At 39.9% G+C, this 14,284-nt stretch carries 10 protein-coding genes; 8 read left to right on the top strand and 2 right to left on the bottom strand.

The window, feature by feature from the left end; genetic code table 11:
* Window positions 1–49: 49 nt before the first annotated feature.
* From astE to PAARA_RS11285, 4 genes are all read left to right on the top strand, one after another.
* Window positions 50–1,105 carry a succinylglutamate desuccinylase gene (gene astE, locus PAARA_RS11300; protein WP_062569135.1) on the top strand — a complete coding sequence of 352 codons (1,056 nt, stop codon included), beginning with the start codon at window positions 50–52 and terminating at the stop codon, window positions 1,103–1,105.
* Window positions 1,106–1,374: 269 nt separating this feature from the next.
* Window positions 1,375–2,589 carry a thiamine pyrophosphate-dependent dehydrogenase E1 component subunit alpha gene (locus PAARA_RS11295; RefSeq protein ID WP_062569134.1) on the top strand — a complete coding sequence of 405 codons (1,215 nt, stop codon included), beginning with the start codon at window positions 1,375–1,377 and terminating at the stop codon, window positions 2,587–2,589.
* Window positions 2,589–3,566, top strand: a complete 978-nt coding sequence (locus PAARA_RS11290; RefSeq protein ID WP_062569133.1) for an alpha-ketoacid dehydrogenase subunit beta — start codon at window positions 2,589–2,591, stop codon at window positions 3,564–3,566. The genes PAARA_RS11295 and PAARA_RS11290 overlap by 1 nt, the downstream gene beginning before the upstream one ends.
* 8 nt (window positions 3,567–3,574) lie before the next feature.
* Window positions 3,575–5,131 carry a dihydrolipoyllysine-residue acetyltransferase gene (locus tag PAARA_RS11285; protein ID WP_062569132.1) on the top strand — a complete coding sequence of 519 codons (1,557 nt, stop codon included), beginning with the start codon at window positions 3,575–3,577 and terminating at the stop codon, window positions 5,129–5,131.
* A 127-nt stretch (window positions 5,132–5,258) separates the two neighbouring features.
* On the opposite strand, the gene PAARA_RS11280 is transcribed toward PAARA_RS11285, so the two are convergent.
* Window positions 5,259–6,431: a putative manganese transporter gene (locus PAARA_RS11280; protein ID WP_062569131.1), complete on the bottom strand. Its 1,173-nt coding sequence runs from the start codon at window positions 6,429–6,431 to the stop codon at window positions 5,259–5,261.
* Between the two features lie 72 nt (window positions 6,432–6,503).
* Window positions 6,504–8,129, bottom strand: coding sequence for a M28 family metallopeptidase (locus tag PAARA_RS11275; RefSeq protein ID WP_062569130.1), 1,626 nt, complete (start codon window positions 8,127–8,129; stop codon window positions 6,504–6,506).
* Between the two features lie 111 nt (window positions 8,130–8,240).
* Here PAARA_RS11275 and PAARA_RS11270 point away from each other — a divergent pair, with 111 nt between their 5' ends.
* The 4 genes from PAARA_RS11270 (at window position 8,241) to PAARA_RS11255 (ending at window position 14,267) form a co-directional block, all read left to right on the top strand.
* Entirely contained in the window at window positions 8,241–9,056 is an 816-nt protein-coding gene (locus PAARA_RS11270) for a DUF3025 domain-containing protein (RefSeq protein ID WP_062569129.1), read from the top strand.
* Complete coding sequence (locus PAARA_RS11265; protein WP_062569128.1) at window positions 9,049–9,837, top strand: ABC transporter ATP-binding protein; 789 nt, start codon at window positions 9,049–9,051, stop codon at window positions 9,835–9,837. Before PAARA_RS11270 ends, PAARA_RS11265 begins: the two co-directional genes overlap by 8 nt.
* A complete protein-coding gene (locus PAARA_RS11260; RefSeq protein WP_062569127.1) occupies window positions 9,830–11,038 on the top strand; it encodes an ABC transporter permease subunit in 1,209 nt (402 codons plus the stop codon). Before PAARA_RS11265 ends, PAARA_RS11260 begins: the two co-directional genes overlap by 8 nt.
* 172 nt (window positions 11,039–11,210) lie before the next feature.
* Complete coding sequence (locus PAARA_RS11255; RefSeq protein ID WP_062569126.1) at window positions 11,211–14,267, top strand: ATP-binding protein; 3,057 nt, start codon at window positions 11,211–11,213, stop codon at window positions 14,265–14,267.
* Window positions 14,268–14,284: the final 17 nt, after the last annotated feature.

Genomic DNA, 14,284 nt, shown 5'->3' with positions numbered 1-14,284 from the left:
TTCTCAGCCGTTTTTGTATTCTACTCTCACGCATTATTAGGATAGAACAATGAGCTATTCAACCTCTGCATACCTAGATGAATTAAAACGTACAGGCGACTTTTTAACACTCACTCGCAGTAATGAATTTCAACTTGAACCATCGTCATTCACCCTTAAAAATGGCACTGATGTAACAGTTCATGATACGGGGATCATAGAGTTTCAACCAAAAGAACAAACAAATAAAGATATTGTGCTTTCAAGTGCGGTACATGGTAACGAAACAGCGCCAATTGAAATCTGCGATCAATTAATCAAAGCAATCATTGCAGAAGAACTTACGCTGAAACAGCGCGTATTGTTTATTTTTGGTAACCCTAAATCAATTAATATCGGTCAGCGTTTTGTTGATGAAAACCTAAACCGTTTATTTAATGGCCACCATACTGTTGAAGGTATTGCCTCAAACCCTGAGCGCGTGCGCGCAAAGCTACTTGAAGATGTGGTTTCGGATTTCTTTGAACGAGGCAACCAGGCCAGTGAGCGTTTTCATTATGACCTTCATACTGCAATTCGTGGCTCTAAAAATGAAAAATTTGCAGTGTATCCATTCTTACATGGCAAGCCTTGGAAAAAGTCGCAGTTACAATTTTTGCTTAGCTGTGGCGTAAACACAGTATTAATGATGAAATCTGCGGCAACAACGTTTAGCTACTACTCGTCTTATGTCCACGGTGCTGACTCATTTACAGTTGAGCTTGGTCAAGTAAAGCCATTTGGCGAAAATGACATGTCTCGCTTTGAGAAAACTAAAAAAACGTTAATTGCATTAATTAGTCAAGAAACTGTTGAATACAAAGAATTCAATGCAGAGGATTTTGAGTTGTTTTCAGTTTATAGAACAATAAACCGTACTTGCGAAGACTTTAGTTTCCCATTTGCTGATGATGTAGAAAATTTCACCGGTTTTGCCAAAGGGGAATTATTAGCGATTGATGGTCAGACCAGGTATGAAGCGGAAGTAGACGGTGAAGCTATAATCTTCCCAAATGCAGATGTAGCCTTAGGTCAGCGTGCTTTGCTTACCGTTATCCCTATGCAAGTTGATAGCAACTTTATTTAAATTTTTTGCATTAACACCCATCTGAATGTAGTTAACTATATGACTTTAATGGTTTTATTTTGTTGTATAGTTAACTTTCCATGCGTATTTAGCCATTTATCGACTATTCGTCTATGATTAGTTGAATAACAACTTACGTTAACGTAAAGTGACGGCAGTTTAATTTAATTTGATTGAATATTGCGCAAACTTTATCCTTGCAGCTCAAGCTGATAAAAACACAAATAAGGGCAGTGGCGTAGGTTTCTGACAACGAAAGAAGGTAGGTTATGAGTAATCCAAATAACGTATCGCTAAACATTAATCATGAACTGTCATTTATTGATGGTCACGCATTAACAATTCCTACATTAAGCATTCTTAATGAGGATGGCGACATCTACGAGGGTGCAACCGCACCTGATATCGACAAAGCAACAGCAATCCATCTATACGAGACAATGCGTTTTATCCGTGCTCTTGATGAGCGCATGCAAGCTGCGCAGCGCCAAGGCCGCGTTAGCTTTTATATGCAATGCTTAGGTGAAGAAGCAGCTGTAACTGCATCAGCAGCAGCCCTTGATCAAAACGACATGATCATGGCCCAATACCGTGAGCAAGCCGCTTTGCGTTATCGCGGCTTTAGTCTTGACCAATTCATGAACCAAATGTTTTCAAATGAAAAAGATTTAGGTAAAGGTCGCCAAATGCCGATTCACTATGGCTCACGCGAACTTAACTACATGACTATTTCATCACCGCTTGGTACACAAATCCCCCAAGCAACGGGTTATGCTTATGGTCAAAAAGTGCGTCATATTGATGCCAAAACCGGTGAGTTAAATAGCACTATTGATAACATTACTATTTGTTACTTTGGTGAAGGTGCTGCCTCTGAAGGTGACTTCCATGCTGGTTTAAACATGGCTGCTGTTCATGAAGCGCCGGTGATCTTCTTTGCTCGTAATAATGGTTATGCGATTTCTACACCGGCTGATGAACAATTTAAAGGTGATGGTATTGCATCACGTGGTGTTGGTTACGGTATTAAAACAATCCGTGTTGATGGTGCTGATGCACTTGCTGTTTACGCAGCAACGAAAAAAGCCCGTGAAATAGTAACGACTAAAGGCGAACCCGTTTTAATCGAGTCAATTGCCTACCGTTTAGGTGCTCACTCAACCAGTGACGACCCAAGCGGCTACCGCACAAAAGACGAAGAAGCGAAACATAAGGGGTGTCCTATTGAGCGTTTCCGTAAGTGGTTATTAAAACAAGGTTGGTTAGACGAAGCACAAGACGCTAAAGATAAAGAAACAATTCGTGAAGAGATTTTAGCGGCTCTTAAGCGTGCTGAAAAAGTGGCAAAACCGGCATTAGAAGAGCTTATTTCTGACGTTTACGATACGCCAATTCCATCACTGCAAAAACAATACGAACAATTAAAAGAGCATATTTTGCAGCATCCTGATGCTTATCCAACCACTGCAGGGAGATTAAAGTAATGGCTAAAATGAACATGCTTCATGCAATTAACTCTGCTCTTGATATCACCATGGCAGAGCATCCAAATGCCTGTATTTTTGGTGAAGACGTTGGTTATTTTGGTGGTGTATTCCGTGCTACATCAGGCTTACAAGAAAAATATGGTAAGCACCGTGTGTTTAATACTCCCTTAACTGAGCAAGGTATTTTAGGTTTTGCCAATGGTTTAGCGGCATTTGGTGCACCAGCTTTAGCTGAAATTCAATTTGCTGATTATATTTTCCCTGCATTTGACCAAATCGTGAATGAATCAGCTAAATTCCGTTACCGTAGTGGTAATGAATTTAATGTTGGCAATCTAACAATCCGTACTCCATACGGTGGTGGTATTGCCGGTGGTTTATATCACTCACAATCACCAGAAGCTTATTTTGCTCACACACCTGGTTTGAAGTTAGTTGTGCCACGTAACCCATACCAAGCTAAAGGTTTACTTCGTGCATCAATTAAAGATGATAACCCTGTTATTTTCTTTGAGCCAAAACGTTTATACCGTGCATCAACAGGTGAAGTACCTGAAGAAGATTACAGCATCGAGCTTGGTAAAGCTGAAATCGTACAAGAGGGTACTGATGTCACTGTACTTGCTTGGGGGGCGCAGATGGAAATCATCGAAGACGCCGCTAAAAAAGCAGCAGAGCAAGGTATTAGCTGTGAAGTAATCGACTTACGCACCATTTTACCGTGGGATGTAGAAACGATTGCTAAATCAGTAATCAAAACAGGCCGTTTAGTGGTTAGCCACGAAGCACCAATTACCAATGGTTTTGGTGCAGAAATTGTTGCAACAATTCAACAAGAGTGTTTCTTACACCTTGAATCGCCAATTGCTCGCGTGTGTGGTTTAGATACGCCATACCCATTAGCACTTGAAAAAGAATATGTGCCAGATGCACTTAAAGTGCTTGCTGCGATTAAGCAATCAGTAGAGTTTTAGGAGTCAGTATGTCTAAAGATTTTATCTTGCCAGATATCGGCGAAGGCATCGTAGAGTGTGAAATTGTTGAATGGTTAGTTGCAGAGGGCGATTCTGTAAAAGAAGATCAGCCAATTTGTGATGTGATGACCGACAAAGCGCTTGTGCAAATTCCAGCTGTTCATGATGGTGTGATCAGTAAGCTATATTATGCAAAAGGTGACATTGCGAAAGTACATGCCCCCTTATTTGCAATGGATGTTGATGGCGAAGCACCAACACAAAGCGAAGAAGCGCGAGCTCCTGCTACAACTGAAGCATCATCTGAGGCTGATGAGCACTTAGAAGATTTCATTTTACCAGATATCGGTGAAGGTATCGTTGAGTGTGAAATCGTTGAGTGGTTAGTGAGTGAAGGCGATGAAATCGTTGAAGATCAAGCGGTTTGTGATGTAATGACAGACAAAGCACTGGTGCAAATTCCGGCTAAATACACAGGTAAAGTCGAAAAGCTTTACTACAAAAAAGGTGATATTGCAGCGGTTCACAGCCCATTATTCCAAATGAGTATTGCAGGCCAAAGTGCAGAGCCAGATGTAAGTTCTGCAGTGGTTAAAGCACAAACAAATGCAGCAACTAAACCAGCACAGAAACCTGCGGCTTCAGCAAATGAAACTAAACAGCTTAATAAGAAAGCAGTTGCTTCACCTGCTGTTCGTCGTAAGGCGCGTGAACTTGATGTAGATTTAACGCAAGTGCCAGGCTCGGGTAAAAATGGCCGGATTTATAAGCAAGACATCGAAGACTTCTTGAATGAAACACCAAGCCAAACTGTATCACAAGATGCTACACCAAAAACCGCATCAACAACTTCTGTTGGTAGTAGCCGTGTTGAGCCTATTAAAGGTATTAAAGCGGCAATGGCGAAGCAAATGGTTGCGTCAGTATCGACTATTCCTCACTTTACTTTCTGTGACGAAATTGACTTAACAAAACTGATCGCAATGCGCAGCGAGCTAAAAGAGCAGTATAAGCAAAAGGGCGTTAAGCTCACTATGATGCCGTTCTTTATCAAAGCGCTGTCATTAGCTATTAAGCAATTCCCAGTGCTTAACTCACAAGTTAATGATGATTGTAGCGAGCTGACTTACTTTGATGATCACAACATCGGTATGGCGGTTGATTCTAAGATTGGCCTATTAGTGCCAAATATTAAATCATGTCAGTCGAAGAGCATTGTTGATGTTGCTAATGAGGTTACGCGTTTGACAGAGGCGGCACGTGATGGGCGTGTATCACCCGATGATTTGAAAGGCGGCACGATTAGTATTTCGAACATCGGTGCGATTGGCGGCACAATTGCAACCCCGATCATCAATAAACCAGAAGTGGCGATTGTTGCTTTAGGTAAACTGCAGCACTTACCTCGTTTTGATGAAAAAGGGAATGTGATTTCAGCAGCTATTATGCAAGTAAGCTGGTCTGGCGACCACAGAGTCATTGATGGTGGCACTATTGCTCGCTTCAACAACTTGTGGAAGTCTTACTTAGAAGATCCTGCAAAAATGATGATGGCGATGAGCTAACATTAGGGCGTGTTGACCTTTTGTGGTTAATAGTGAACAAATTTCAATCTACAAAGGTCAACACGCCCTACTAAGCATAAAAAAAACCAGCCTCGGCTGGTTTTTTAAATTCTAAATATTCTATTTGCTATATGCCGTAAAAATACAAACCATAACCGAGTAACAATGCTGGTATTGTTGAATATACTGTCGCCACTAAGGCCGCTTTTGGTGCTAATGCGATAGCTGGGAATAAGGCATCGCCATCATTCGATATTGCATTGGCTGCCATCGCACTAAACGGAATAATCCCTTGAATATATAGTGTCATTACAACAATTTGTGGCCCGCAACCAGGTAATAAGCCGATTGCCACAGCAACTAAGGGCGCTAAGTAGGCATACTCAGAAAACCATGCTGCTAAATCTACGCCAGCCACATTCACCAAAATTTCAAACACCATAAATGAAGCAACGACCCATGCTGTAACAAAATGAGTGTCCATTAACACTTTAGTAAGCTTTGATGGAGGCGTGCAAGGGGCTTCTTCGCTAGTTACTTGCTTATAACTTACACCTTTTGAAGATAAAGCCCATACAATCACGGTAAAAAGAGCCATCAAGGCGCCAAAAATACTGATTGTGTTTGCAAGGCCTTCACTGAAGAAACGAGTATCTGTGTTTGTTGCAATAACAAAAGCGATAATCAAACTAGGTATTAAAGCTAACTTCCAAACAGGGCGGCTATATTCGAGTATCTTTGGTTGGCACTGAGGCTCTTCATTACACTCAGTCGCATTACTTGGTTGAAAACTTGAACTGGAATGAAATAAATTAACAATTTGACCACTAATAATACCCACGCTCACTCCTATTAACATCATTAATAGTCCATCAAGAGGACGAGTGGCGAGTAATAAGAATGCAGCATCTCCCATTGTCGCTGTCAGTACCGCAACAACGGAGCCAAAGCTAGCTTGCTTTTTGGTAAATTGAGTAACAACTATAATGGCGCCACCACAGCCAGGTAAAGCACCTAAGATAGAAGCAAAACTGACTTCAAGGATGCCTGATTTTGCGCGTAAATAGCTTAGCTGTAATTGTGGAAGGCGATCGATTAAATAATAATAAATTAATAAAGTGGCAGCAACAAAGACCGATACTTGAAAAAAAGCATCGCTCAATGCTTGTAATGTAAATTCACGGGTTGCAGGTATTGCTAATGCAGTAAGCAATAGAAAGGGTAAGAACAAGCGCTTATTATCCGTAATGTAACACCTCGCTTTTTGAGGAACTAACCTCGTTTGGGAAAAAAAATACATACAGTGCAACCTAAAAAATTAATCAGATTACACTGTAGTATCATTTTAAATGAAAATCAATCTCATTTGCATTTATTTGCGTTGGAATTCAGAGTTTGCATTCCATTTAGGCCATTCTTCACGCTCAGAAATATCAAAGCCTACTTGATAGAATAGCTGAAGGTCCTGAATCGCACCTGATAAATCCCACTCATCACGGTAACGATCACATGGTTGATGGTAACAACCTCGAAGCACTAAGCTCATTCGTTTACGGTAATTAGCGGTTTCTTCATTAAGCGCTTCACTGCCGCCACCAGCGTACATTGCTGGCACACCCATGTTTGCAAATGCAAAGTGATCAGAGCGGTAGTAACCACCTGAAGACGGTTTAGGATCGCCAGATACAGTGCGGCCTTGTGCTTTTGCAGCTGTTTCTAAAAGGCTATCCATTTCTGATTTACCAATACCAACAACACTGATATCTTTTACTTTACCTAACAGGTTTAAGCTATCCATATTGATGTTAGCAACCGTTTGTGATGCTGGGATAACCGGGTTTGCAGCATAATATTTCGAGCCGAGTAAACCTTGTTCTTCAGCAGTAACTGCTAAGAAAGTCATCGAGCGGCTAGGGTGCTGTGGTAAAGTAGCGAACGCTTCAGCAACTTCAATTAAGCCTGCAGTACCTGTCGCATTATCGTGGGCACCATTGTAGATTTGGTCGCCTTTACGCGTTTTATCTGTACCAAGGTGATCCCAGTGAGCTGAATAAATGATGTGCTCGTCTGGCTTTTCGCTACCCGGTAAAGTCGCAATGAAGTTATACGAAATTGACTTTTTGATTGTGTTGTTTACTTCAACACTCGCTGTTAGGTCGCCCATATCAACATGGTAAGCGCCTTTAGCAGCATTGGCTTTCATCGTATCGAAATCTAAGCCTGCTTTTGTGAAAAGCTCTTTAGCAACATCAGTTGTTACCCAGCCCTCAACAGCAACACGGTCCATGTTGTTATTTTCTTTTTGGAAACCAAATTGCTCACCACTCCATGAGTTTTCAACTACAGACCATGGATAAGATGCTGGCGCTGTTTCGTGAATGATAATCGCACCTGCTGCACCTTGACGGCTCGCTTCTTCATACTTGTATGTCCAACGGCCGTAATAGGTCATTGCATCACCGGTGAATAAATCAGGGTTTTTTGTCGCAAACCCCGGATCGTTTACCAGCATTACAACTGTTTTACCTTCAACATCAAGGCCTTCGTAATCGTTCCAGTTATATTCAGGCGCGTTTACACCATAACCAACGAAAACAAGCTCAGAGTCTTTAATGCTTTGTTTTGCACTTATACGGCTACTCCCCATCACCATATCTTTCTTGTATTGGTAATCTTTGCCACCAATGGTAAGTACCATGTTTGAGTCTGCTTCAAGTGAAACAAGCGGAACTTCTTGTAAAAAGCTATCACCATTGCCTGGCTGAAAACCGAGCGCTTTAAATTGATCAGTTAAATAAGCTAGAGTGAGTTCTTCACCCTTTGATGAAGGTGCTCTACCACCAAACTCATCAGAGGCAAGCACTTTAATGTGTTCAGCTAACTGCTGTGAATTTATACTCTGATAAGCGTTAGCTACATCATTTGACGTGTTACTTGTTGAAGCACAGCCTACAAGCATCGCGCTTGCTATCACTGTCATTGAAAAATAACGTTCCATAATCAATCTTTTTTGTTTTAAGGTAGCATTAGTATATGAGGTTCTATTAATGAGAACCAGTTTTTGCGGTAAACTAGCCACAATACATCAAGAAGTTAAATGTTATAAGAAATGAAACGATTTACCGCCCCCGAACAGTGGTCAACGCAGTACCTTACAACCGGTGCGTTCGCTGACTTAGTCAAACTGTTTAATATAGATAAGTTGTCTGATTGGCCATCATGTGAATGGTTTAATCAATTTTTAACCGCCACGACTTCGCAAGGGATCCCCATTCGTTTTTCTGAGGATGAAAAGTTTGCAGATGAAACTCGGTATTATGAACAAATAATTTTTGAAACAGGGCAAGTACCCACACGCCAGCAGAATTGGCATGATCTATTTGGTGGTTTTATTTGGTGTTTATTCCCAAAAACTAAAGCGCTGATTAATCATCAGCACATTGAAGAAATTAAACTGCACGGTCTAAAAGAGCGCAGTAAACACAGAAATGCACTTACCTTGTTTGATGAATGCGGCGTTGTATTAGCCATTACCGAACAAAGCTGGCAACAGCTATTACGCGACCATCAATGGCAGCAAGCATTTGTAGTACAGCGCGAATTATGGGGTGAAACTATACGTCCTTACATGTTTGGTCATGCTAACTACGAAATGCTTACACAACCTTATATAGGTTTAACGGGTAAAGCATTATTTATTGTTGTGCCTGATGACATATTTTGTAAAGATTTAGCCGAGCAGTATGCGTATATAGATCAACGTCTCTATGAGATGATTAAAGTTGACGATTGTTTGCGAGACAATAAAAATTTGTCACCCTTACCATTGTTAGGTGTACCTAGCTGGTGGGCTGAGAATAATAACCCAGAATTTTATAATAACACGGACTACTTTAGGCCGAAACGAAGGAAACGCAATGATTGAAGTAGCAGGGCTTAAAAAGAAGTTTAAGCTAACAAAAGATCATAAAAAAAATAACACGGATAATATTGATCCCCGAGAAGACAAGCAGTTTTTTCATTCCGTGAGAGACGTCAGCTTTCACTGTAATAAAGGTGAAGTATTGGGCTTGTTAGGCCCGAACGGTGCTGGTAAAACAACAACACTTAGAATGATCTCAACAGCGCTTAAGCCTGATGAAGGAACAATAACCATCTCTGGTCACGATATTGTTAAGAAACCTTTAGTTGGCCGTAAATCAATCGGCTTTTTATCAGGGAGTACTGGCTTATACGGACGTTTAACGGTTAAAGAAAACGTTGAGTACTTTGCTCGTTTGCATGGCATGAGTAAAAAGGCGGTAGCAGCACGTTGTGATGAGCTTTTCACCTTACTTGATATGCACAACTTTATTGACAAACGTGCAGAGAATTTATCTACAGGCATGAAGCAAAAAGCCAATATTGCCCGTGCAGTTGTTCATCACCCTGATGTGGTTATTCTTGATGAGCCTACCACTGGTTTAGATATCATGACCACGCAAACCGTCATTAACTTTATTCGTGGCCTTAAAGAACAAGGTACACCAGTCATTTTCTCAACACACCATTTAGATGAGGTTGCGTTACTTTGTGACCGTGTTGCGGTGATAAACCAAGGCATAAGTTGTTTTGATGGCACATTGGATGAGTTTAAACAAACTGGGCAAAGCGAAGAGTTAAACCAAGCGTTTATGAATATTTTAACGGAGAGTCGTGATGTTTGAAGTATTTAAAAAGGAATTAAAAGAGCTGTTACGTGACCGTAAAACATTAATATTCGTGGTCGCACTGCCGGTTGCTGTTTTCCCATTATTATTTGCTGTAATGGCATTTATTAGTTCACAAGCAGCATTAGAGGCAGAACAAGAGGTCCATACTTACGCCATCATCAATGGTAATTACGCGCAAGAGTTTACTGATAAGGTGTTTTACCACAAGAGCTTTGCTTTATATAAAGGTGACGAAACCTTTAATACAGTAGAGGACCTTACCAAAGCAGTTAAAGCGGGCACCATAGATATGGGTATCTATTTGCCATCAGACGCTAGGCAAACTTTAGATAACGCTAAGCAAAGCGAATGGCAAGTTGTTTATAACGACGCGAAAGCAATTAACTTTTTATTTGACCGCGTTAAGGAGCTTGCAAAAGAATATGGCGATAAACTGCGCACGACTAAGCTTTTAAGTTTTGGCGTATCAGAGCAGCAACAAGCGGCAATTATCGAACCTATTAAAGTGGTGAAGGTCGACACCGCAGATAAACGTGAAAATCTCGGTGAGAAAATTGGTGGATTTATTCCTTATCTACTAATACCTCTGGTATTAATGGGCGCAACGTATCCCGCGATTGATTTAGGTGCCGGTGAAAAAGAGCGCGGAACCCTCGAAACGCTTTTACTTACACCAATCACGCGTACACAGCTTGTGTTAGGTAAGTTTGTAACCTTACTTGCTTCTTCAATTGCAACAACCACCATAACGGTACTCAGTATGGGGGTGTGGATATCAATAGCCATTGCTTTTGTTGATTTAGCGGTTGTTAAAAACGCATTTAGTTCTTTAACCGTGTTAGATTTAGGATTGATTTTTGTGTTGTTATTGCCTATTGCTGCAATCTTCTCTTCATTAGCGTTGGCCATTTCTATTTATGCGCGAACCTTTAAAGAAGCGCAAAACTACATGGCGCCACTTAGTATGGGTGTTATTTTTCCAATTATGGTTGCCTTAATGCCAAATGTTGAACTCACGAGCAAAACCGCTTTTATTCCAGTGACAAACGTTGCGTTGGCAATCAAAGAAATCATTAAAGGCACAGTAGATTACACATTAGTGGGTTTAATCTTCTTAGCGACAGTGATAGTGGCAGGGGCTTTACTCACGTTTTGTGTTAAATGGTTTAATAAAGAAGATGTCTTATTCAGATAAAAGACGTATTGTTTCAACCTAATAAAAAGCACCATTTGGTGCTTTTTTTATATTTTCAATACGTTACCTTGTATTACCTCCTTATTGATTAATATTTTTTACTTATACCCCATCTTTATTATGAAATTCTCCTATACTCTGTGAAGAATGGTAAATAAGGCTTTTTAATTCAATGGATTTGCTTCAAGCAACTAATTTCTTTTATCGGCACAAGCTTCCTTTTGTTGCTCTGTTGGTTTTGATCTCTCTTGCGTGCGTTGCGATAATAAAATTTGAATTTGATACCCGTGAAGATGTGTATGCTCGTACATTAGAGCAAATGAAACGAGAGCTAACTACAAAAGAGGATAGGTTTACCTCTACACTTAGAGAAAATATTTCTGCGCTTAATTTCTTAGACGCAACTCCCCCGATTATGGCGATTATGCGCGCCACAAACGATAAGAATATCGATCCTGTTCTTGGCACACCAATATCAGCATGGAAGGATAGGTTAGCCAAGATCTTCAGTGGCTTTATGGCTACCGATAACGACTTAGCACAAGCTCGCTATATTTACGTTGGACAGGAAGGCAAAGAAGTCGTCAGAGTTGATAATATTAATGGTGAAGTAAAACGCATAGCTGAAGCTGATTTGCAGTTAAAAGGTCATCGAGACTACATGCAAATAACAAAGGGACTACCTAATGGCCACATTTATGTTTCGCCAATTAATTACAACAGAGAGAATGGTCATATACAAATCCCCTATGTGAGTACGTATCGTGTATCAAAATTAGTACGTGACCTGTACGGAGAGCCCTTTGCTGTCTTGATCGTCAACTATTATGCTGATGATCTTTTAAACGGATTAGTTGAAAACACAGCAGATATTTTTGATGTCTACCTACTTAATGCTGATCAGCAATTTATTTATCATCCAAATGAAGCATACCGTTTTAGCTTTGAGTCAGGGGATGCGCGATTTTGGAAGCAAGAGTTTTCAACTAATCAGGCGATGGATCAAATTGATATTTTCGATTTTATGAGCTTGCCAGAGAAACTTTATTTAAAGAAAGTTATTCAGTTCTCTAATGGTATTGATATGAAGCCACTTACACTGGCAGTGTCTGTTGATACCCAGACTATGTTGCATGAGATTAAAAGTAAACGCTATAAATTCATAGCCATGCTATGTTTGATTATTATTGCTGTTATCGTGCTATTTATAATTTATCAGCGTGACATAAGCCGAAAACTCGAATTGAGCTTTTTCAAAGAAAAAAACAGCAAAATTATAGAAAGCTCCTCTGATGCAATTATTATGGTTACCCCTGATGGCACTATTTGCAATGCCAATCAAACTGCGAAAGAGTTTTTTAGTATAAAAGAAAAGGAAACAAATTTTGATAACTTGTTCAATTACAATGATGAAGATTTTCAAGGAGTTGCGCAAGCTATAAAAAATAATGAACGCTGCTCGTTTGAAGCCATTTATATAGATGAAACACAGTGTCATTATTTCTCAATTACTCTTGCCCCGATTTTTGATGCGCTTAAAAAACAAGTCCAAGTCGCTGCAATAATTCGTAATATTAACTCATTAAAAAGGGCACAACATCAACTTGAGCAACTAAACGAAACGCTTGAAGAAAAAGTCCAAAATCGTACGGCAGAGCTAGAAGAGGCAACAAAGCAAGCTTTGGCGGCTAGCAAGGCGAAAAGCCAATTTGTTGCTAATATTTCGCACGAAATACGTACACCAATGAACGGTGTACTGGGTATGCTCGAAATGCTGGAAGTTGAGCCGCTCACAATTCAACAAAAGCAGTACTTACATTATGCCAATAGTAGTGCACAGTCCTTAATGACGCTTATTAACGATATTCTAGACTTTTCTAAAATTGAAGCCGGTAAACTTGACTTAGATTACCATGAGTTTGATGTTGTCTCTGTGTGTAATGATCTAATGACATCAATGGCGGTGCAAGGTCAAAAAAAAGGTTTAGAAGTGCTCTTTGATTCAAGTTTAGTTAGTCACAGAGGCGTTGTTGGAGACAGCCATCGCTTGAAGCAAATACTCAATAATTTACTGAGTAACGCATTTAAATTTACTCATCAAGGATTTGTTAGTTTACATCTCAGTGAACGAAAAATGCTGGATGACAATGTTTTATTAACCTTCAAAGTCACAGATACGGGTATTGGTATATCAAAAGATAGCCAAAAAAAACTGTTTGATGTTTTTACACAAGAGGATTCAAGCACAACTCGGCACTATGGTGGGAGTGGATTAGGTCTTTCTATTAGTCGCAAGTTATCACAGTTAATGGGAGGCGATATTGCTGTTGAGAGTGAAAAAGGTCAGGGTAGTTGTTTTACTGCCACGGTTTTGATGACACTCAGTCAACCAAGTAAATCGAATAGCCAAACAGCTATATTAGCGCATAAAAAAGTTGCGTTTTCCTTGTTGTACGAACCTTTAAAGCAAAACTTGATAAGCCAATTAAAATCTTTTACTCAATTAGAAGAGGAAAATATAACGTCACTGTTTTCATTGGAAAAAGAAAGTAAGAGTAAGTTTGATCTTATCGTCGTTGATCAAAAGCACCCACAAATTAGTGGTTTCATAGATCTCGCTAGTCAAAATAGTGATATTAAGTTATTAGTGATTGGTTTGGTGTCAGCATTAGAAAAAAAATACTCGTTACCTGCCAATGCAGTGGCCATGTCAAAGCCGATAACACAGGATGAGCTTATTTATCGGTTAGCAACGTTATTTAAATATGAAGGGCAAATATTGAATCATAAAGATAGAGTGGAAAAAGAAATTGTCGATGTCGATTTCTGTAACCGCTCTATTCTTATTGTCGATGATAACCTGATCAACATTGAAGTGAGTAAAGCTATTTTGCGCGATACAAATATTAATATCGAATCTGCAGGTGATGGTATCGAAGCATTGGAGATACTTAAAAATACTGATACGCAGTTTGACCTTATTTTAATGGATTGCCAAATGCCAAATATGAATGGCTATGATTGTACTAAACAAATAAGATATGGTAATGCAACAGAGCGCTTTCAAGATATTGTTATTATAGCTATGACTGCAAGTGCGATGGCAGGGGATAGAGAGAAGTGCCTGAGTGTTGGCATGAACGACTATATTACCAAGCCGATAAAACAAGCCACACTTCGAAATAAACTCGTTATGTGGCTTAATGCTGATAATACCAATCTGCAATAATACTTCATCATTTTGAG

It is taken from the genome of Pseudoalteromonas arabiensis (genome assembly GCF_001550155.1).
Classification (GTDB): Bacteria; Pseudomonadota; Gammaproteobacteria; order Enterobacterales; family Alteromonadaceae; genus Pseudoalteromonas; species Pseudoalteromonas arabiensis.
The sequence above is the reverse complement of the archived record's forward strand: the minus strand, read 5'-3'. Positions and strand labels throughout refer to the sequence as shown.